This is a genomic window from Anaerobiospirillum thomasii (assembly GCF_900445255.1).
Lineage (GTDB): Bacteria > Pseudomonadota > Gammaproteobacteria > Enterobacterales > Succinivibrionaceae > Anaerobiospirillum_A > Anaerobiospirillum_A thomasii.
The window spans coordinates 934,321-956,315 of the sequence record NZ_UAPU01000005.1 but is presented as its reverse complement, the minus strand read 5'-3'; the positions used below and the strand labels follow the sequence as shown (position 1 = coordinate 956,315).

11 protein-coding genes and 2 pseudogenes are annotated in these 21,995 nt (G+C 39.2%); all 13 read left to right on the top strand.

Annotated elements, in window-relative coordinates:
* The first annotated feature begins 95 nt into the window (after positions 1 to 95).
* Positions 96 to 983, top strand: a complete 888-nt coding sequence (locus DRZ93_RS04280; RefSeq protein WP_113745112.1) for a LysR family transcriptional regulator — start codon at positions 96 to 98, stop codon at positions 981 to 983.
* 87 nt (positions 984 to 1,070) lie between these two features.
* A complete protein-coding gene (locus DRZ93_RS04275; protein ID WP_113744906.1) occupies positions 1,071 to 2,153 on the top strand; it encodes a YeiH family protein in 1,083 nt (360 codons plus the stop codon).
* 428 nt (positions 2,154 to 2,581) lie between these two features.
* Positions 2,582 to 4,242: pseudogene (locus DRZ93_RS04270) on the top strand (sulfatase family protein).
* A gap of 178 nt (positions 4,243 to 4,420) precedes the next feature.
* Positions 4,421 to 4,756, top strand: a pseudogene (locus DRZ93_RS13860) (radical SAM protein); the annotation flags it as partial.
* Positions 4,757 to 4,792: 36 nt separating this feature from the next.
* Positions 4,793 to 5,248, top strand: coding sequence for an SPASM domain-containing protein (locus DRZ93_RS13855; RefSeq protein WP_281268112.1), 456 nt, complete (start codon positions 4,793 to 4,795; stop codon positions 5,246 to 5,248).
* Positions 5,212 to 5,400, top strand: a complete 189-nt coding sequence (locus tag DRZ93_RS13675; protein WP_218564250.1) for a hypothetical protein — start codon at positions 5,212 to 5,214, stop codon at positions 5,398 to 5,400. Before DRZ93_RS13855 ends, DRZ93_RS13675 begins: the two co-directional genes overlap by 37 nt.
* A 601-nt stretch (positions 5,401 to 6,001) precedes the next feature.
* Positions 6,002 to 13,726, top strand: a complete 7,725-nt coding sequence (locus tag DRZ93_RS04260; RefSeq protein ID WP_113745939.1) for a type I polyketide synthase — start codon at positions 6,002 to 6,004, stop codon at positions 13,724 to 13,726.
* Between the two features lie 13 nt (positions 13,727 to 13,739).
* Positions 13,740 to 15,077: an aminotransferase class I/II-fold pyridoxal phosphate-dependent enzyme gene (locus tag DRZ93_RS04255; protein WP_113745938.1), complete on the top strand. Its 1,338-nt coding sequence runs from the start codon at positions 13,740 to 13,742 to the stop codon at positions 15,075 to 15,077.
* A 125-nt stretch (positions 15,078 to 15,202) separates the two neighbouring features.
* The gene (locus DRZ93_RS04250) at positions 15,203 to 16,483 is read left to right on the top strand and encodes a capsule biosynthesis protein (RefSeq protein ID WP_113745937.1); all 1,281 of its coding nucleotides are present in this window, start codon (positions 15,203 to 15,205) and stop codon (positions 16,481 to 16,483) included.
* A gap of 10 nt (positions 16,484 to 16,493) precedes the next feature.
* Entirely contained in the window at positions 16,494 to 17,090 is a 597-nt protein-coding gene (locus DRZ93_RS04245) for a GNAT family N-acetyltransferase (RefSeq protein WP_113745936.1), read from the top strand.
* A gap of 6 nt (positions 17,091 to 17,096) precedes the next feature.
* Entirely contained in the window at positions 17,097 to 18,014 is a 918-nt protein-coding gene (locus tag DRZ93_RS04240; protein WP_113745935.1) for an SDR family NAD(P)-dependent oxidoreductase, read from the top strand.
* A 143-nt stretch (positions 18,015 to 18,157) separates the two neighbouring features.
* Positions 18,158 to 19,894 (top strand): sulfatase-like hydrolase/transferase, encoded by a 1,737-nt coding sequence (locus tag DRZ93_RS04235; protein WP_172458034.1) that lies wholly within the window; start codon positions 18,158 to 18,160, stop codon positions 19,892 to 19,894.
* Positions 19,895 to 21,985 carry a capsular polysaccharide biosynthesis protein gene (locus tag DRZ93_RS04230; RefSeq protein WP_113745933.1) on the top strand — a complete coding sequence of 697 codons (2,091 nt, stop codon included), beginning with the start codon at positions 19,895 to 19,897 and terminating at the stop codon, positions 21,983 to 21,985.
* The last annotated feature ends 10 nt before the right edge of the window (positions 21,986 to 21,995 follow it).

Genomic DNA, 21,995 nt, shown 5'->3' with positions numbered 1-21,995 from the left:
ATAATAAGTCTATCTTATGGCTAAGGCAGCTTAATGTGTTCATGCCAAAGAGTTTTGACTGTAAACTAGGGTTTGGCAATAAGGCAGGGAGTTTTATGTTATATACGCGTCTTTTAGTCTTTTTAGCCGTGGCAAGACATCTGAGTTTTACCAAGGCCTCAAGGCAGCTGTGTATAAGTCAGCCTGCCATAACCAAACATATTGCCGCCCTTGAGAGCTATTACAATGTAAGCCTTTTTGACAGAAAAGGCTCGTCCATAAGCCTTAGTGCTGCAGGTGAGCTGCTTTTAAGCCATGCCCGTAAAATAAAAAAGGATTTTACCGAGCTTGATTTTGCAATGCACCTTTTAAATCAGAACTATACAGGCTCAATAAGAGTGGGGGCTAGTACCACCATAGCGCAGTATGTGCTGCCAAAACCTCTGGCCGCCTTTTGTGAACATTACACAGGTCTTGAGATCTCACTTGTCAATGACAATTCAGATAATATTCAAAAGGCTCTTTTAAATCATGAGATAGATGTAGGGCTTGTGGAAAATGCCACACGCAGCGTAGATCTTGATTATGAACCTTTTTTAGATGATGAGCTGGTGATAGTGGCATCAGGGCTTGCGCATATTGACAAGGAGATTGATCTTGAGAGTTTTAAACGTATGCCCCTTATTCTGCGCGAGTATGGCTCAGGCACGCTTGAGGTAATAGAGAGTGTGCTCAATGAGCATAATATAAAGCTTGGCGATCTTAATGTGCGCATGCATATGGGCTCAACCGAGGCCATAAAACTGTTTTTACAAAACAGCTCGTGCCTTGGAATTGTCTCTATCTACTCTATAGCGCGTGAGCTTATTGACAGAAGCCTTAAGATTATAGATCTTGAAAATATAACCTTCAGGCGCAAATTTTCCTTTGTCACCAACCGCGGAGCCCATCTTGACTATATAGATAAATTTACTGATTTTGTAAAAGAGAATATAGCACTATAACTTTAAGTTATAAGTCATAGCATAAAACAATTAGATTTGCTCATCTTTGTGCATTAGAGTATAGATACTTTTTAAAGGAGTCTATCTATGTTTACACGTGAGCACAGAGCAGATACCATGCACGGACTGCTCTTTATCATATTGTTTTCTCTTGCTGCCTTTTATATTGCCTCACTGCCTGCAGTGATGAAACTGTCAATCTCGCCTCTGATTGTAGGTATTGTGCTGGGAATGATTTACGCCAATACTCTTTATAAAAAGCTGCCCTCAAGCTGGCAGCCTGGAGTTAAATTCTGCACCAAGCAGATACTGCGCACCGGTATTGTTCTTTATGGCTTCAGACTTACGCTGACAGATGTCTATGCAGTAGGCATGCCTGCTGTCATTGTCGATGCCATTATAGTCTCAGGCACACTGCTTTTGGGTGTACTTTTAGGACGTATACTGCGTATGGACAGACAGACTGCCCTTATGACAGCAACAGGCTCTTCAATCTGTGGCGCAGCTGCAGTGCTTGGCGCTGAGGGTGTGGTCAAATGCGACAGTTATAAAACAGCTATTGCTGTATCAACAGTGGTGATTTTTGGCACCATTGCCATGTTTTTATATCCTCTTTTATACAGATCAGGTGTGCTCTCATCAATGTCTGATACCGCAGTTGCCATCTACACAGGCGCAACATTGCACGAGGTGGCACATGTGGCAGGAGCCGGCAACGCTCTTGATCCAAATGATCTGACAGGTATGGCCGCCACAGCCACCATCACCAAGATGATACGCGTCATGATGCTAGCTCCAGTGCTTGTAATCATGGCTTTTATCCTGTCAGTTAAAAAAAGTGCCAATGCCAATAACAGTGAAAAGACCAAAACCAGAATCACCATACCGTATTTTGCTTTTGGCTTTGTACTTATCATAATTTTAAATACAATTCTATCATCTTTGTATGGTGCAGAGTCGGTAAAGGAGCTTCCTTTAAATTCGCAGATAGAGTATATAGATAATTTTCTTCTGACTATGGCCATGACAGCTCTTGGTGTTGAATCATCCTTTGATAAATTTAAAAAAGCCGGCTCAAAGCCTTTTATATTGGCACTTTTGCTTTTTATCTGGCTTAGTGTAGGCGGCTACTTTATTACAGATTATGTGGTCACAATCTGTGGCAATTGATATTTTAGACCTTTAATCAACAATTTTGGATAATGCAAAAAACTATGACTTTGGACAGAATTTCAAACATTATTGACTCACAAAACTCGAAGATTCTGTAAAAAGTGTTAAAATAGTGCTCAAGTAAACGTTTGAGTAAAAATTTGCAAAAATTTTTGAAAGACCGAGTACTTTAGCACACACTAAAATTTTGCGCCATGCATCATACTGCATGGCGTTTTTATATCATCTGATATAACTTATCGGTTTTATCATCTCCATCTATGTAAATGTATGTAAACGGATACATTTCCATATAACTTTTTTATTATTTCTCAAATTCATGTCTTTTCTTTCGTGATATATATCGGACTTTTAAATATTAAAATGCAGGATCTGGCACTTTGTTGACTATAGTTGTAGTACATTTTTATTTATGAGGATGTGTTATGAAATTTTTCTCCAAAAGCTCAATGGCCCTTGCCGTAACAGCAGCTTTAGCCTGCATGTCAGGTGTGGCTCAGGCAGGCACAAATGACAAGGCTACAGCCACCAACGTGGCCTTTGCCGACTTCACTCCTGTTGAGTACACAACCTCCAACAAGCCAAATGTTATAGTTATTACCATGGACGATTTAGGCTATGGTCAGCTGCCTTATGATGAGAGCTCCTTTGACGTTGAGTCAATGGAGAACAGAGAGGTGGTTGATACCTACAAGATAGGTATAGATAAAGCTATTGAGGCTGCCAGGAATTCAACTCCAACTTTGCGCGCCATGATGGATGACGGTATTCGTCTGACCCAGGGTTATGTAGCCCACGCCATGTCAGGCCCATCACGTGCCGCCATTATGACTGGCCGTGCTCCATCACGCTATGGCGTTTATGGCAATACCGATTCACGGACGGTATTCCACTGTCAGAGACATTCTTATCAGAGCTTTTCCAGAACTATGGTTACTACACAGCCTGCGTAGGTAAGTGGCACTTATCCAAGATTACCAATATTCCTGTACCTGAGGATCAGCAGACCCGTGACTATCATGACAACTTCGTCACCTACGGTGATGAGGCAGGTCAGCCACAAAACCGAGGCTTTACCTACTTCATGGGCTTCCATCCTGCTGGCACTGCCTATTACAACTCACCTGCCTTATTTGAAAACCGTGAGCACATCAAGGCTGAGGGCTATATTTCAGATCAGCTCACCGATGCTGTCATCAAGGCTGTAAATAATGCCAAAGCCATCGACCAGCCATTTATGCTGTATCTGGCCTACTCTGCTCCACACCTGCCAAATGATGTGGCAGCTCCTGATGTCTATCAGTCAAAGTTCAACACAGGTTCACAGACAGCTGATAACTACTATGCTTCTGTCTACTCTGTAGATCAGGGCGTAAAGAGACTGCTTGAGACTCTGGACAAGAATGGTCAGCTTGACAATACATTGATTTTCTTCACCTCAGACAACGGTGCTGTAATTGATGGTCCTCTGCCATTGAACGGCAATCAGAAGGGCTACAAGTCACTTACCTATCCAGGTGGTGTTCACACCCCGATGTTTGTCTACTGGAAGGGTCATCTAAAGTCAGGCACCTATGACAATTTAGTCTCAGCCATGGACTTTTATCCAACAGCTTTAGATGCAGCAGGCATTCCTGTACCAGAGAGCTTAAAGCTTGACGGTGTATCACTGCTTCCATACCTAAATGGTCAGAACAAGGGCATTCCACACGATGAGCTTATCTGGTTAACCTCATTCTCACACTGGTTTGATACCAGAAATATTCCATTTTGGGATAATTACCATAAGTATGTACGCTATGAGTCAGACTACTATCCTCACAATCCAAACACTGAGAATTTAAGTGAGTTTACCTATACTGTACGTACCAATGAGTATCAGCTTATCTACACTGCAGAGGACAATGCTCTTGCTCTGTACGATCTGCGCGATCTGCAGATGAAGCATGATCTGACCTTTGAAAAGCCTGAGGTGGTTGAGAAGTTAAAGGCTATGGCCAAGAAGCGTCTTGAGGAATCAGTTGAGCCAAACAATCCAATTAACAAGCCAAAATATCAGAAGATTGTTGAGGCTCTGTCCAAGTAGAATAACTTCTTAAACTTAATATGTGCAGGGGACAGCAATGTCCCCTATTTTGCTAAGGATTGTATATGCACTTTACCATCAAGCCCACTTCCTTTTCCTGTAATCTAAACTGTGACTACTGCTTTTATCTGCCAAAGGGTGATGACTTTCCTGTGACAGTCACGTCTTTTTTACCTGGCAGGGGGGAGAGCCTTTGCTTATGGGACTTGATTTTTATAAAAAGGCAATAGAGCTGCAGAATAAATACAAAGGCACCAAGATTATAGAAAATGCTATACAAACCAATGGCACTTTATTAAATGACAAGTGGTGTGAGTTTATAAAGGAGCATAATATTCTTGTAGGTATTTCAATTGACGGCCCTAAAAAGCTGCATGATGCCTACAGAAAGAATATGCGCAATGAAGGTACCTTTGATGAGGTGCTGCGCGGTATAGATCTGCTAAAAAAACATAAAATTAAATTCAATACCTTGACCTGTATCAACAAGGCCAATTACAGACACGGCTTTGAGGTCTATAAATTTTTAAAAAATATAGGATCAACCTATATGCAGTTTTCAGAGATTATTGAGACCACACCTGAAAACAGAGATTTTGATGCTGTTGCAGTTGAATATAATAAAAAGCAATTTGCCCTTGAGCCGCAGGATTATGCCATCTTTTTTAAAGACATATTCAGACACTGGGTCAAATACGATATAGGACATATTGTTGTCAGACAGTTTGAAACCTTTATCTCACTGGTTTTAGGTCATGGCCATCTGTCATGCGTCTTTGAGGATAAGTGCTGCAATAATTTTGTGCTTGAGGCCAATGGTGATATCTATGTGTGTGATCAGGCTGTCTATGAAAAATACAAAATAGGCAATATACATACAAGCGATATTACAAAGCTTGAAGCTGCAAAAATTAATAAAGTAAAAACTACCTTAAGCTCTGACTGCCTTGAGTGTCAGTATCTGTCTTTATGTCACGCGGCTGTCCAAAGCATAGAATCAATTTAAACAATGGTGTGGCACAGACCTATTTCTGTGAGGGCTATAAAGAGCTCTTTAAGATTATGGTGCCATATCTTAATGCCATGGTATCCCTGGCTCAAAGCAGGATCCCTTATGTAAAGGTCAAGGAGATTGCCGATAAGATTGCTTCTTTATAAAAGGATAAATCAAGATTAACATCTTATAAAGGGGTATGGCTAAGAGAGGATGTACTCCTTTTTTTTGGCAGAGGCTGACAGGCCATACTAATAAAGGCAGTCCTTGATATTTTTTTATCAAAAACAGAGGGTATCTGATAGCAAAAAGTAAAGGTAATAACAGGCAGAAACATGCACAAGGTGGGAAATAATGGCGCTTTAATATAAATAAGCTGCGCCTTTGGCAACTGTTTGGGATAGGTTTTCTCATAGATTTATCTTTTATACAGATAAGAGAGGAGCAAGGATAGTTTGTTATCAGTGTACATCTTTGTGTCTACCCATAAATATAAACAGTCATAAATAAGATATAAATATGATTATGTAATACATGCAAATACTCAAATCTGTTAAGCAGTTGGGATCTCTCAAAGTGACAATCAAGTATTGTATTGCTATAATATAGGGATTTAGATGATCTCTTTTAAAGAGAGTTGATTGGTATTAACATTTTATTTTGCATGATCTGTATCTGTACATTTTATTTTTAGATACGGATAAATATGTGACTTTTGTACTATGAGTTAATGCCTGAGGCATAAGCAAGGATTTTAGTAAGTAAATGCGCAAACCAAAGATAGCTATAGTAGGTATAGGTTTAAGACTCCCTGGCAATTTAAAAACACTTGATAGCTATTTCAAGGCCCTTGAAAATAAAAGTGATTTGGTAAAAAGAGTGACTGATGACAGATTTAAAACCGATCTGTTTGAATCATCAATTGAAAATACAAAAGGACACTCAACCACATTCTGTGCAGGCGTTATAGATAATATTTATAATTTTGACTATAAGGCTTTCAACCTGTCAAAGAATGAAGTTGAAAGTATGGATGTTCAGCAAAGACTGTGTCTTATGATGACACTTGATGCTCTATCTAATGCCAATTTGTCACCAAAGGATATTGCCTCAACCAATACAGCTGTCTTTATAGGTGCCGCATCAACCGACATGGCCATGTCCAAGGCCGATGATTTGCCTGCCATTAGCTCATATGGTATGACAGGAACCAATCTGTCGATTATATCCAATCGTCTGTCATATTACTTTGATCTGCACGGACCTTCTATGACCATAGATACGGCCTGCTCATCATCTCTTGTCGCACTTGATCAGGCAGTTAATTTTATTGCAGCAAATCCTGATTGTATGGCAATAACAGGAGGAGTTAACGCTCTGCTCTCTCCTCTGCCTTTTATAGGCTTCTCTCAGGCTCATATGCTCTCACCAGATGGCCGCTGTAAGGTTTTTGATGAAAGTGCCAACGGCTATGTGCGCGCTGAAGGTGGTGCCATACTTATTTTAAAAACCCTGGATCGAGCTTTAGCTGACAATGATCATATTATTGCCACTATTGTTGACTCAAAGGTAAATCAGGATGGCAGGACAATGGGTATTTCTCTGCCGTCAGATAGAAGTCAGCAGGAGTTACTTGAAAGTTTATATAAAGACAAGGATCTGTCACGTCTTGTTTATGTTGAGGCCCATGGTACAGGCACTTTAGTAGGTGATCCAATTGAAGTTGGCTCTATTGGCAGAGCTCTTGGCAGCAAGGTTGCAGCAGATTATAAAAGACCTTTATATATAGGTTCAGCCAAGTCCAATCTTGGTCACCTTGAAACAGCATCAGGTATGGCAGGTTTATTAAAAGCTATAGCCATACTTAAAAACAAGAAGATTCCACCATCAATACATATTAAAAAGCTCAATCCAAAAATAGACTTTGATACTCTTGGCGTACAGGTGGTGCAAGAGGAGCTGTCGTTGCCTAAAGTCAGTGGCAGTGAGCTTATAGGTATTAACTCTTTTGGCTTTGGCGGAACCAATGCTCACGTTATTATTGAAGCCTATGATGACAACATGAGCACTTGCGTGCATACATCAAAAGATGACGCAAAAGCTTTAAATAATACGGATAAAAAAGTGGACACTGATGCTCTAAATGTGGTTTTAGAGCGCTTTTTTAAAGTTTCTGCAGCCTCTGCAAGTGCCATTTATAATCTTGTCAAAGCCTACGATGAGCAGATTAACGAAGATAATTACAAGGCTGTTATTGCAACCTCATATTACACACAGAGTGAGTTTGAACTGTGTCTTTATCTAAAGGCAGATAGTTTTAAGGTGCTAAAAACCTCTATTGCAGAGTTTTTAGATAATAAGGACAGTGTCAGCGGGGCAAACTTTGAGGTAGTCTCAAGGCTTAAGAATCAGGCCAAAAGTATGTTTGTCTTCTCTGGCAACGGCTCTCAGTATGTTGGCATGGGCCGCGAGCTATTATCTGCCTCACCTGTGTTTGGCAGTCTGTTTGGCGAGGTTGACAGAGCCCTTTTACAGTATCAGGACTGGTCGGTTATTGATTATATAAATCAGGATGCAAAACTTTGGGATCTGGCTGATACCAAAATAGTACAGCCTATAGTCTTTGCTATTGAGGTTGTATTATGTCGCTATCTTGAGCTCTATGGCATTAAAGCCGATGGTGTCTGTGGCCACAGCGTAGGAGAGGTGGCAGCTGCCTATTATTGTAAGGCATTGACTCTTAACGAGGCCTGCAATGTTATAGTCTGCAGATCCAAAGCTCAGGCCAAAACCTATAATATGGGAGACATGGCTGTAGTCAAGATTGATAAGGCTCTGCTTCTTAATATTATGCAGGAAGGCGGTTTTACAGATAAAGTTGAAATAGCTGCTGAAAACACTCATAAGAGCTTTACTTTAAGTGGTGACAAAGAAGCCCTTCACGGCCTTGTTGATACGCTTAAAAAGGATTTTGGAGTAGGCGCCAAGATTTTATCTTTAAACTATCCATTCCACAGCTTCTATATGGATGTTATAAAAGATGATCTGCTTTTAGATCTGGGCTCACTGCATGATGGACAGTCTCAAAAGATAGAATATGATTTTTATACAGCAACCAAGGGTCTTTTAAGAAAGGGAGAGAGTCTGAGCCGTGACTACTGGTGGCATAATATAAGAAATCAGGTTAAGTTTGCAGATGCCATAGAGAGCGCCTTGAATGATGGTTTTGTAAACTTTGTTGAAATTGGCCCTAGAGATATTTTACTGCACTATGTAAAGGATATTGCCTCAACTTATGGCAAGAGCGTAAATACACTGTCATTTATTGCTAAAAAGGGCGCGAAGTTAAGACACGAGCTGTGCTGTGCTTTAAGCTCTCCTATGTTTGTCAAGACACAGGCAGTCTTTGCCAAAGAAGATATAGACAGAAATCTGTCTTTACCTTTATATCCTTTTGATGATATTTTTGTGCCATCTAAGATCTCAAATGAGAATCTGGGTGTCTTCAGATACAGCTATGATGAGCTTCTTGGCAAAAAGACTCCATATGAGAGTGACTGCTATATAAATGAATTTGATTTAAAGCGTAATCCTTATTTTAATGATCATATTGTCTTTAAAGAGTGCGTGCTGCCGGCAGCTGCTCTTATCAATATAGCGCTGACAGCCTCCCATGATATAAAGGACAGCTCTGTTGTAGCGCTTGATGATTTTGTTATAAAAAGCTCAACGCGTTTTAATGAGCATGATATTGTGCAGCTTAAAACCAAGGTTTCAGGCACAGCCTTATCCATTGCCTCAAAGATCTACAATGATAATGGCAGCTTTGAAGAAATTGTCAAGGCCACCTTAGCTAAGGCCACTGCCATGCCTGTTTGCACTATGTGCTTTGCAGATGATAATTCTTGCTCTTTAATAGATATAGACGAGTTTTATAAAAAGGCACTGTCCTTTGGCATAGAGTATAAAAACTGCTTTAAATCTGTTTTAGAGATAAAACGCAGGGATGATATGCTGTATATGCGCATAGATAACAAAGAGCATTTTAATAACAGCTCCAAGTTAAATATCTATGCCCTAGACGGTATATTGCAGTCTCTTTTTGCTTTCCTTGATGACAGTGAGGGCAGATCTTTTGATCTTATGTTGCCATCCTTAATCTCTAAAATAAGAGTTAATAAGGATGTATCTTCCTCTGCAAGCATCAGTGTCTGCATCAGACTTAACAGAATCAACAGATATAATGCTGTTGTAGACTGTTTTGTATTTAACGACAAGCTTGAGTGTCTGATGTCAATGCATGGGGTGCGCTATATAAGATTTGCACAGCATGGAGTTAAGCTAGATGGTCTTTTTGCAAACAGAGTCAGGACATTAAGATCGCTTATTGATGACACAATTGACAGCACTCTTGCTACAGCGCTAAAAGATAAGGCACTTTCTGCAGCTCCTGGAGATGATACTTTAGATAAGTTAAGCTCTCATGAGGATAAAGTCAATTACCTCAATGTTCTGATTTGTCTTGCCATTATGTCTAATGTCAGAGTTTTTGACAGCTATGCAGATGTCAAGAGCATATTTGGCATAGAACAGATAATAGATGATAAAGAGCAGGAGCGAGTGGCTCTTGCTGTCTATCTATGTGATTTTCTGTGCGCATATAATCTTGCCATCAAGGATGAACAGGGCAGGTACACAATTGACAGAGAGCTTGAAGATGCTGATATTGACGATGTCTTTAGTTCACTTGTAAGACAATATCCAGAGTGCTTTGCTCCTGCCGAGATTATTTGCCGCACTGCCTGTGTTATTAAAGCCCTGCTAGAGGGTGATGAGAATATAGACACCCTCTTTGGTTTTGGCAAAGATAATATTTATGACAGCTACTTTTTACAAAATGAGGCTGTAAATGATTTAAGCGTAACAATTGCGTCATTTGTTGGCGATATGGTAGAGCTGTATACACAAAAAGATAAAGTGTTGCGCGTACTTGATATCAATTATAAAAATGATATTGTGCTTGACTCTTTAGAGAGCTCTATTGCCAGTGGAAAAGTAGAGTATATTCTTGTAGTAAAAGATGCTGAGCACAAAAATCTGATATCAGGTAAATATGAGTATTTAAGAAAGTTAAAGGTTGTAGCTTTAGATGAGCTGAGCGCTCTTGATGATGGCAGTTTTGATCTTTTAATCAGCAACAATGCTCTGTGTGATGCAGCATTTGCCTCTCAATTTGCTGCTCTTGTCTCAAAGTTAAAGGCAGGAGCCATTATTGCAGGCTTTGATTTAAAGGACAGCTCCTATAATAATTACATATGTACACTGCTTTCATTTGCCGACAGGTATCATGATTTAAGATTAAATAGTGATATTTTGCACAGTCTGATTGAAAACTGTGCATTTAAGGTAGCTATAGAAAATCATGTGCACCATACAACAGATAATTATGATTTTTATATAAAGCAGATAGGCTGTGCAGCATCAACACTCAAAGATAACAGTACAGCTGTTACTTTAGAGCAGGACAATAGCTCATGCAGCTGTGTGTCATATTTTGACAAGAATATGGCAGCAGAGCACTTGACTGTAAGTGCCTCCTATAAAAAGGCTATAGCTGACTTTATAGAAAATACAGCTGTTATCACAGACACAAATGTCTGCTCTATCTTTAAAGAGGGCAGCAGATTATATGATTTATCTTCTCTGTACCAAGACAGCTGCGATTTATACAGACAGCGCATAACCTATAAAGGCTTTGCCCACAGACACGTGGTGTTTGATTTTAGCTCTCTTGAGCATATACATGATTACAGAGAGCTTGGCAGTCTTTGTGAAAGAATCTCAAAAGTAATGCTCAGCCTTGCATCTAATGATCTGCCAAAGAGTATTTCAATCCTGCTGCCATACTGCAAAGAGCTAATTGAGACATCAGATGATAATAGCATCAGCGCCAATGTAGCCTTGTCTGACCAATCTCAAAAGATGGGTCAATATGACCTTTATAGTCAGGATATTTTAGCTTTTGCACTTTTAAATCTTGTAAGAACAATAAGAAATGAGCTTTCTGTTGATATCAGGGTGTTAAGTGTTAAAGATGATGATATCTCTTATTGTCATGCTCTTTTAGATCTTGCAAGCTCAATGCAGTCTTTTGATTCAGACAATGTCAATGAGGTATTCATTAATGGCTGTCTAAGAGAAAGTGTAGAATTTGTTTATGAAGACAGCACCAGCGATCCTACCCGTCAGAATTTATCCTATCGCCTTGATTTTAAACAGCAGGGATCAATAAAATCATTATCTTTTGTGCCTGAGGATTTAGGTGAACTTGAAGATGATGAGATTTTAATTAGAAACTGCGCCGTAGGCCTTAACTACAGAGATGTGATGTGGGCTATGGGTCTGCTGCCTGCTGAAGCTCTTGAAAATGGCTATTCAGGTCAGTCTCTTGGACTTGAGTGTGCAGGTGTTGCAGTAAAGACAGGCAAAGCTGTTGAAGGTGTTGCTGTCAATGACAGGGTTCTGGCATTTACCCGCCACTGTTTTGGCAATTATGTAAAAGCCAAGGTTGAGTCAGTATTTAAAATTCCTCAGAATATGTCATTTAACAATGCAGCTTCACTGCCTGTTGCATTTTTAACTGCATATTATTCCATAGTAACCAAGGCTCAGGCCTTAAAGGGCGAGAGTATTCTTATTCATGGAGCTGCAGGTGGTGTTGGTCTTGCAGCTGTACAGATAGCCTTGGATCTAGGTCTTGAGATCTATGCTACAGCAGGCACCGTACATAAGCGTCAGATGCTGCAAAGAATTGGAGTAAAACATGTATATGATTCAAGATCTCTTGATTTTGCCGAGCAGATTTTAAAGGATACTGAGGGTAAAGGTCTTGATATAGTTTTAAACTCCTTATATAAGGATGGAGCTCTGGCCTCTATCAGACTGCTCAGGCCTTTTGGCAGATTTATTGAACTTGGCAAGAGAGATTTCTTTGAAAACAATGCATTAAATCTCAAGATTTTTAAAGATAATCTGTCATTTATGGGAGTGGATGTAGATGAGCTTCTTGTTTATAAGAAGGATCTTGCAATAAAACTGCTCAATGAAGTACTTGAGAAGTTTGAAAATGGCACATATCATCCTCTGTTTAAGAGTGTCTACTCTGCACTGCAGGTTAAAAAGGCATTTTTAGATATGAAATCATCCTTACATATAGGCAAAATTGTAGTAGATTTCAACGGCTTTGTACAAAAACACGATGATATTGTTAAATCATCAGGCTCTACATGCAACACAGATAGTGACGCATTGAGCACAAAAGAGATTGCAGGGCACAAGAGCAGATCTTTATCTGACAGTTCAGAAAAACGCAGTGGCAGTTATTTGATCACAGGCGGTACCGGAGGCATGGGTCTGTCACTTGCCTCATACCTTATTGAAAAAGGTGCAAAGCATATTTATCTGACAGGAAGAAAGACACTTACAGCATCTATAGAGCAGACACTGCAGGCTCTTATGGCAGGTGGTACCTGTCAGGTTGATTATATAAGTCTTGATGTTACTGACTTTAAAAAGGTTGCCTCTTTTGCACAAACCATCAAGAGCAGTGGTGCGCGCATAGATGGCTTTTATCATGCTGCAGTGCAGCTGCATGATGCCTATCTTAAGGATCTTGGAGCTAGTGATTATGAGCTTTTAATTCATACTAAAGCCGATGGTGCTGCCAATATTTTAAAGGCCTTTGCCTTAGAAGAAATTCCTTTTGCCTATACTGTGCTGTTCTCTTCAATTACCACTGTATTTGGCAATGAGGGACAGGCCAACTATGTTGCTGCTAATGCCATGGTAGAGGCCTATGCTGCAAAATTAAGACAGTATGGACACAATATAGTAGCTCTCCTGCTAGGACCTATTGGTGATGTGGGTCTGTTAAAGGGCAATGATAAGCTTTTGAGTATTTTTGAAAGCAAGCTTGGCCTTGGTGCACTTAAAGCAAGAGATGTTATTGAGAGTATGCACAAAGCTTTAGATTATAATGATAATTATTCTATATGCTCAATAGCTCTTGATTCTATAGGCACATTAAACTGCATTAAAGAGAGCAGGTTTGACACACTGTGCGGACAGTATGGTGTGGCAGGTGTTCAGTCAGAGAGCTCACTTGTTGATACTATTTTAAACAGTCCATCTGATGTGGCCGCACAGGCTTTAACATTAAGGATTGTGGATTTAATCTCATCGCAGCTTGGGGTTGAGGCAGACAAGATTAATACTTCTGTCAATTTAATTGATCTGGGTATAGATTCTTTATCCTTAATGGAGATTATGGCTGTTCTTGAGCGCGACCTTAAGATTAAGACCTCGGTTGCGGCCTTAAGTGGAAGAAGTACCATTGAAGGTATTGCTCTTTACTGTGTCAATAAGATAAAAGGCACTGAGGATGACAGTATTGTTGCAGATCTGCACAGACAGCATGGACTTAAACAGTAAAAGAAAGTAATTTATGCATAACACAAATAATAAAGATACGCAGTCTCTGTTAAGCAGATTCAAAGCAAGACAGGTCAGTGGCAATACCGGTGGTCAGGTTTCTTTAAACAGAGAAAAGGTGCAAAAAGCACAGTTTAAGGATTTTCTTTTATATAAAAAGATAAAGGCACACAGCGATATTGCCTCTGAGGTTGGTGTACAAAATCCTTTTATGCTCTGTCACAGCACAATAGCCAAGGCTCACAGTGTAATAAATGGCAGGGATTATCTTAATTTTGCCACCTATGATTATTTAGGGCTCAATGGCGATGAGCGAATCAATGAGGCAGCATATAAGACCATGCAGGATTTTGGCACCAGTGCCGGAGCTTCACGTCTTGTGGCAGGAGAAAGACCGTGTCATGAGCTTTTAGAGCACTCTCTTGCCTCCCATTATGGCCAGGAGAGTGCTATTGTTTATGTAAGTGGCCATGCCACCAATGTCTCTGCCATATCAACTCTCTTTGGTAAAGATGATCTTATTGTGTATGACAGACTCTCGCACAACTCCATTATGCTTGGCGCTAAGTTTTCAGGTGCCACCTGTCTTGCCTATAAACACAATGATATGAGTTCACTTGAGGAACTGTTAAGGACACATAGGCATAATCACAAAAATACCCTTATTGTGACTGAGGGTGTTTTTTCAATGGACGGTGATGTGGCTGATCTGCAGTCTCTGGTGGCCATAAAACAGCGCTACAATGCCTTTTTAATGGTTGATGAGGCACATGCTTTAGGTGTTGTAGGTAAAAGCGGAGCCGGAAGTTTTGAGCACTGCGGTATTGACCCTGTGCAGGTTGATATTTATATGGGCACACTGTCAAAAACATTGTGTTCATGTGGTGGATATATTGCAGGCTGCAAAGAGCTCATTGAAATACTTAAGTATTATTCTGCAGGATTTGTATATTCTGTAGGTTTATCTCCTGTACTGGCTATGGCCTCATATACAGCTTTGGATTTAATGCACAAGGAGACTTTCAGAGTAAGCGCTTTGCAGGATATCTGTGCTTTTGCCAAAGATTATGCCCTAGAGTGTGGCCTTGATGTAGGCAATGCCCAGGGAACAGCTGTACTGCCTATTATTATAGGATCATCCCTTAAGGCAACAGCTCTGTCCAATCTGCTTTTTGAGCATGGAGTACTGGCTCTGCCTATAATCTATCCTGCCGTTGAAGAGGAAAAGGCACGTATACGTCTGTTTTTAAGTTACAGCCATAGCAGGGATGATATAAAACACTGTCTTGATCTGATAAAGAGTCTTGATGCTGAAGCAGAGAAGAAGGTTGATACCATAAGCGCTGACTAAAGGCTGTGTCTATATGACACGGCATCTATTTAGATAATTCGTAAAGATAGTGTTTTTTTAGAGTATAAAAGTGCACAGAGCAGCTGACTCTTATAGTGCCGTGAAGAGAGTTTATATATTTTAATATGTTAAATAAAGCTACACTGACAGACTTATCATCACAGGACTCTTCACTAAAGGACAGAGTCTTTGTATTTTTGCAGGGACCACAAAGTTATTTTTACAGCGAACTTGCCTCGGCACTGACCAGGATGGGAGCATTTGTTATAAAAATAAATCTCTGCGGTGGAGATGTGTTTTTATGGAAAACGCGCAATTGTGCAGCTGACAGCTTTAAAACTTTTAACTATCATGGCAGAGGCTGCGATTTTACCTACTATATATCTAAAATCTTCAAAGATTATGGTGTAGATGATCTGGTCTTATACTCTGACTGGAGACCAATGCATCAGGATGCAATTCTTCTGGCGCGCTATTTGAAAATCAGAGTCTGGGTGTTTGAGGAGGGATATCTGCGCAATGGCTTTGTGACACTTGAGCAAAACGGAGTCAATGGCAGAAGTCCGCTGCCAAAAAGCCCTGAAAAAATCATGGACATAGCCAAAAATCTTGAGCCTTTTAAGCCCTCAAGAGTCAAGGTAGAATCAATGCGTCAGAAGGTTATGTATGCCATAAGACATCATGTGGGCAATACCTTGCTCTTTCCTTGCTTTTTCCATTACAGAACCCATCGTGAGCATAATATTTTCTTTGAATTGATTGGTATTCTGCCCCGATATCTGACCCGCAACAGCCGCAAGAGAAAATCGCGCGTCAGTCTGCATAAATTTTTAAAAAGCAGAGCCCCTTATTTTTTCTATCCGCTGCAGTTAAATCACGACTCTCAGGTTCAGCTCTACTCCCCTTACACAAGACAGGGTGAGGCTATTTTAAGTGTCATATATTCATTTGCACGCTATGCACCTGAAAACACGCGTCTGCTTATAAAAAATCATCCACTTGATAATGGACTTATTCCATACAGAAGATTTATTAAGGCTGTTGCATCATCGCTTGGCGTGAAAGACAGGGTGTGCTTTATAGAAGATGGCAATACTGTATTTCTGGCCAAACACGCAAAGGCTGTGGTACTTATCAACTCAACTGTAGGTCTTAGTGCCCTTTTAGAGAAGAAAAACGTTTTTTGTCTTGGCTATAGCGTCTACTCAATGCCTGGTCTTGCCAAAAGCGCCTTTACCGATAAACTGCATGATTTCTGGTCCACAGAGGACAAGGTTGATGAAAAACTGCTTGATGCCTACTGTGCTCTTTTATGTTCACAGTCACTTGTAGAGGGTGATTTTTACACACAGCAGGGTGTACAGGCAGCAGTTGAGGGTACTATAAAGCGCTTTATAAATAGTTAAAGGAAAGATTATGAGTATGGATTTTGAGTCTGACTTTTCACTGCAGATGGCAGATGAGGCAAGCCTTGAGCAGTGTATACGGATAATATCAGAGGTTTCAGATACTCTGCTTGACAAGCTTTTTAACCGTATAGATATAAAAAAGGCCATGCTGCTTGTATCTCAAAACGGCTCTGACATCTTTAACTGCGATAATATCTATCTTGTAAAAGCAAGAGCTGACGGTCAGATAGCGGCTATGCTTTTTGCCTATAAGGTATTAGATGACAATCTGCCATTAATTTTGCGATCTATGCTCAATAAGGAGAGATTTAATCTTTTAAAAAAAGTAATGCTCTCAGGATATAAAGGTTCATTTTATATAAATACAGTATATGTAAATGAAAAATATCAGGGGCAGGGACTTGGCTCTTTGCTTATGGAACTGGCTAAGGCGGCGGCAAGGGACTGTCAGTGCAAGGATATCTTTTTACACTGCTATGCAGATAACAGCAAAGCTCTTGGCATGTATGAAAAATATGACTTTAAAGTTCATGACAGTATAAGCTATGAGGCACTGCCTTCATTTAAACATGAAAAAGGCTATATTTTAAGATTAGAGCTTTAATAAGACATGTATCAGAGCGTTTTTATAAGTGGCGTGTCAGGACAGCTTGGTTTGTCTCTTGCACAAAGACTAATCACACAATCCTTAGTTAAAAATTTATATGTACAGGTAAGATCTGACAGGCACAACAGTATACTTACGGCTCTTGCTAACAGACATCAGGTAAATCTACATATTGCAAGCTTTGATATAAGGGATAATACAAAATTAAAGGCATTTCTTGAAAAGGCTTTGGAGCATACTGGTCAGACTCTTGTCATAGCCAATGCCGGTATCTCATTAAGCCGTGAGTCAGAGCATTTTTTAGAGGATGACTTTGAAATAGAAAGGGCCTTTGATGTAAACACCAAGGGTACAGTCAAGACTTTATACTATGCTCTTGATCTGTTTCTTCAAAAAATATCCTACACAGGCATAAAAAATGATGCACAGAGCTGCTATTGCTATAAGAACACTGACAGATCCATACATCTGGTGGCTGTTTCATCGCTAGCTTCATTACTGCCCCTGCGCTCATCACCCCTGTACAGTGCCTCAAAGGCTGCTGTAAATTACTACCTTAGAGCTCTTAACGCCTCAGTGCCAAAGCAGTTGCACTCTGTTATAAAAACCACTTTAGTGCTGCCAGGTTTTATAAGTACAGATATGTCAAGACGTTTTATTGGCTCAAAAAGTGGTATGGTTTCATCAGACAGGGCGGCAGAGCTTATTTTAAATGCTCTAAGAGCGCACAAAAAAGTTTTTGCTTTTCCATTTTATCTATACCTTGGTATTAAATTAAGTTATCTGGTACCTGATTTTATCTTAAGATATATTATGAGAGCTTTTGATTTTAGTGTGCAAAAAGATAGGGAAAGAGAGGAGTTTGATAAAAGCGGCAGCAGAGTTTGTGCACAAGATACTGATTCTAAACACAAAGGATAAATCTTGTACTAAGTCACAAAAGCATTTATACATAAAACCTACCATGTGAATCAAAAATGATATATTTTCAGATCTGTGTCATAGCAGCTTTTACAGCTTTAGGCTCTGTGCTATTAAATTATCTATCTGGCAGGTTATGCTTATTGAGTATAAAAAGATTCAGAAAGGAGAGTTTAAGCGCTCTGGAGATAAAAAAAAGTGTAGGTTTTGGTACCTGCTATCTGTTGCTTCCTGCGCTTGTATGTGTATCTTTTTTGTGTTTTGTTCTGCTTTTGTGTCCTCTGTTTGAGCTTGGTGTTTTTATTGTTGTAAGCTTTACTCTTGCTTTTTATATTATAAGTTATTTTAAATTTGCAGTTTTAAAAGAGCCACTGGTCATTACGGATTTTTATCTTTTAAAGGAAATAATCCTCAAACCTTCATTTTACTTTTCCTATGTAAAAACAAGATACTATCTTGTTATAGCTTTAGCTCTTGCCCTGCTTTTGTATATACTTCTTATCATTGATTACACCTACGTTGCCTTGTCTGTAAGAGTTGTATGTGCCTTTATATCTGTAGTGTGTCTGTTAACAGCTCTGTTTATATCAGGCAGATATAATCTTGAGTATGATGCTCTTTTTGATGGGGCAGCTTTATCAGTATTTAGTGCTTTTTTTGTGCAATGTATAGATCTTATACGCTCATGGCATTATATACACAAACACTCATTGACCTCTTATCTTCAGCACAAAGGCATTGAGAGTGAAATATCTCAAGCACATCTATCAGAATGTAAAACAAGGTATGCAAAGGATCACGATATTCTTAAGGATAGTGCTGAAACCTGCGCTAAAAAGAATATCATTTTAATGCAATCTGAGTCCTATTGTTCTCTTTATCGCCTGGGTCTTGATACTAAACCAGGTTTTATTGATAAAAGCAGCGCTATTTGCAAGCGTTCTCTTTTGGATATAGATTATCTTGGAGCCTATACCATGCGCTCTGAGTTTAGTGTGTTAACTGGAATTGAAAGAAAAAAACTTGGTATTTTTGCCTATGACCCTTATATTCTGTTAAGTCGCTACAAATTCCCGTCCTTAGTTTCTAAATTAAAGAGCAGGGGCTATACCTGTATATGTATTCATCCAAATTCAAAATATTTTTTCTCGCGTCATAAGGTTATGCGTAATCTTGGTTTTGATCTATTTATATCAAAGGAAATAATGGGTGATAATCTTGCCTTTAAGGCTATGAATTCAGATATGGCTCTTTGTAAGTATATATTAAAGCTTTTAGATACAGATAACAAAAATGACACAGCATCGCTGCCAAGGGAACTTACAGATGTTCTTTGTAGAGGTAGTGGCAGAGTGTTTATATTTGCCATAACTATGGCAGCTCATGGGCCATATAGTGTAAGTGAGTATAAAAAAAGACATTTAAAAGCACACAGTGCGACTAACGATGGCTGTCCTGCAACTCCACTTGAAATTTACAGGCGCAGACAGCATGATTTTGATTGTGCCATAGAGCATCTTGTCTGTGCGCTTGATAGCAGTGCATCTTTAATTGTCTATGGGGATCACCTGCCATCTTTAGAGGACATTTATGCAACAGATGAGCGCTTAAAACCTGATATTTTTGCCTATAACATAAGTGCATATGATAAAAGTGATGTAGCTAAGCTCAATGCCTGCAGTTCTGACTGTAAAACAGTGCATGGGGATGTTACATGTGAGCTTAGCAAAGATTTATGCGCTGAGCATACTGTTGCTTTGAGAGATGATAAGGCTAAAGATAACACTAAGATAGCGCACTGTAATCTTGATGGCAAAGATACATATATGATGGATCCTATATCAGTGCACTTACTAACATTAAAGCAGGGAGATATCTAAATGCTTAAGATTTTGTCATCTGGTATTAAAGATATTCTAAATTTAGATGTTTTCATTCAGAAGGAACTTGAACAATATAACAAAGAGGATGAAGTTCAGGCAGTTGCAGGATGGGGACATAAGGCTACTGCCAGAAAAGCTCGGGCACTCTCTGTCAGGCTTAATGTGCCATATATAGCCCTTGAAGATGGCTTTATCAGATCTTATGATTTAGGGGTCAATAATGCCCCCATGTTCAGCATGTCAGTAGATAGTATCGGCTGCTATTACGATGCCAGACAAAAATCTTCTATAGAGCATTATCTTGAACACCAAGACTGGTTTGATGCATCATATGCAAGAAAAAGTTTAGATTTAATAAAAAAAATATGTAAGCTTGAGATTTCAAAGTACAACAGGGGTATAAGAGCTACAGATAAAATCTTTAAAGCAAATAAAGATAGTGGACGTAAAAAACTACTGATTATTGATCAGACCTTAAATGATGCAAGTTTAACTTTAGGCCTGGCCATGGATGATTTAGCTAAAAACATGGCCTATATAATCAATAAAGATTTTTGTGATCATGATATCTATATCAAGGTGCATCCTGATGTGCTTGAGGGCAAAAAACAGGGTGTTATTGACATACAGGAGCTAAAGCAAAAAGTTACAGGGCTTGAGGTAATAGATACCAACTATAACGCCATATCCTTATTAAAATTATTTGATACTGTTTTTGCAGTTACATCGCAGATGGGTTTTGAGGCTTTACTTTTGAATAAAAAGGTCTATTGCTTTGGTACTCCTTTTTATGCAGGTTATGGCCTTACGCACGATCTTACAGACAATGTAGCTATACAGCGCAGATCTCATATCAAAAATGTAAGTATTGAGCTTTTATTTGCAGCCTCCTATTTAAAATTATGTCGCTATATCAACCCTATAACTAAAAAGCAATGCTCAATAGATGAGGTTATCAATCTAATTGCTCTGCAAAAAGAAAAAGGGCAGATGTATACTAAAAACTTTGTGCTCTTGCACCCTACAGCCTGGAAGAGGGAGCTTGTAGAGCATTATTTAAAGGACAGCACAAAGATTTTTTATACTGATAAGGCAGATGATGCTTTATCTTTGTGTACAGAGCATAATGCAACTTTAGTGCAGTGGGCATCAAGGGCTGATGAGAGCATTAAACTTAGAGCACAAAAACAGGGTATTGCAACTTTGTTTATTGAAGATGGCTTTGTCAGATCAAAGGGGCTTGGCTCCACCTATGAAAAACCTATGTCCCTTGTGCTCGATACTCATGGTATTTATTATGATCCAATGTCAGGTTCACAGCTTGATACCATACTAAACAATATTAAACAAAGAGATGATTATGAAGATCTTATAATGAGGGCTGAGCTGCTTATTGACTATCTTAATAAAAATAATATTACCAAATATAATGTTGGTACATCTCTTGATATAGATACATTTTTATCTGATATAAAAAAAAGAGCCGGAGGCAGAGAGATAATTCTGCTGCCAGGACAGGTTGAAACAGATGCATCAGTAAAAAAGGCTGGTGGAGACATACAGGATAATTTAACGCTGCTACAAAGGGTCAGGGAGCACAACAAAGACGCTTTTATTATCTATAAACCTCATCCAGATGTTCTGGCTCTTACCAGAAAAGGCAGTAGGTCAGGAGATAAAATAGACACTTTGTGTGATATGATAGTAAGTGATTTTAACATTGCTTTTTTATATAATATCGCAGATAAAGTTTGTGTGCTCTCATCACAATCAGGATTTGAAGCTCTGCTTCGAGGCTGTAGCGTTGAAGTCTATGGCAGACCTTTTTATTCAGGGTGGGGGCTTACCCATGACATGTGTGATAATAAAGCACGCTATGCCATACTGAATATAAAAGAGCTTGTTGCCGGGGTTTTGATTTTATACCCTACATATTTTGACTGGCACACTAAACTGTATGCCAATGTTGAGGATATATGCACTGTCCTTAGTCAGGATAATGCTCCACGCCTTAAAGACAGTGCTTTAGTTAAAGTATTACGTTTAATTATTCGTCTCAAGCAGAAGCTTGGATTAAAAAGATTATAAAATTTAGGAA

What these genes read in the sequence shown, in the direction of transcription:
- DRZ93_RS04280 (WP_113745112.1), top strand. Translation starts at nt 96, where the DNA reads ATGTTATATACGCGTCTTTTAGTCTTTTTAGCCGTGGCAAGACATCTG.
- DRZ93_RS04275 (WP_113744906.1), top strand. Translation starts at nt 1,071, where the DNA reads ATGTTTACACGTGAGCACAGAGCAGATACCATGCACGGACTGCTCTTT.
- DRZ93_RS13855 (WP_281268112.1), top strand. Translation starts at nt 4,793, where the DNA reads ATGCAGTTTTCAGAGATTATTGAGACCACACCTGAAAACAGAGATTTT.
- DRZ93_RS13675 (WP_218564250.1), top strand. Translation starts at nt 5,212, where the DNA reads ATGTCACGCGGCTGTCCAAAGCATAGAATCAATTTAAACAATGGTGTG.
- DRZ93_RS04260 (WP_113745939.1), top strand. Translation starts at nt 6,002, where the DNA reads ATGCGCAAACCAAAGATAGCTATAGTAGGTATAGGTTTAAGACTCCCT.
- DRZ93_RS04255 (WP_113745938.1), top strand. Translation starts at nt 13,740, where the DNA reads ATGCATAACACAAATAATAAAGATACGCAGTCTCTGTTAAGCAGATTC.
- DRZ93_RS04250 (WP_113745937.1), top strand. Translation starts at nt 15,203, where the DNA reads ATGTTAAATAAAGCTACACTGACAGACTTATCATCACAGGACTCTTCA.
- DRZ93_RS04245 (WP_113745936.1), top strand. Translation starts at nt 16,494, where the DNA reads ATGAGTATGGATTTTGAGTCTGACTTTTCACTGCAGATGGCAGATGAG.
- DRZ93_RS04240 (WP_113745935.1), top strand. Translation starts at nt 17,097, where the DNA reads ATGTATCAGAGCGTTTTTATAAGTGGCGTGTCAGGACAGCTTGGTTTG.
- DRZ93_RS04230 (WP_113745933.1), top strand. Translation starts at nt 19,895, where the DNA reads ATGCTTAAGATTTTGTCATCTGGTATTAAAGATATTCTAAATTTAGAT.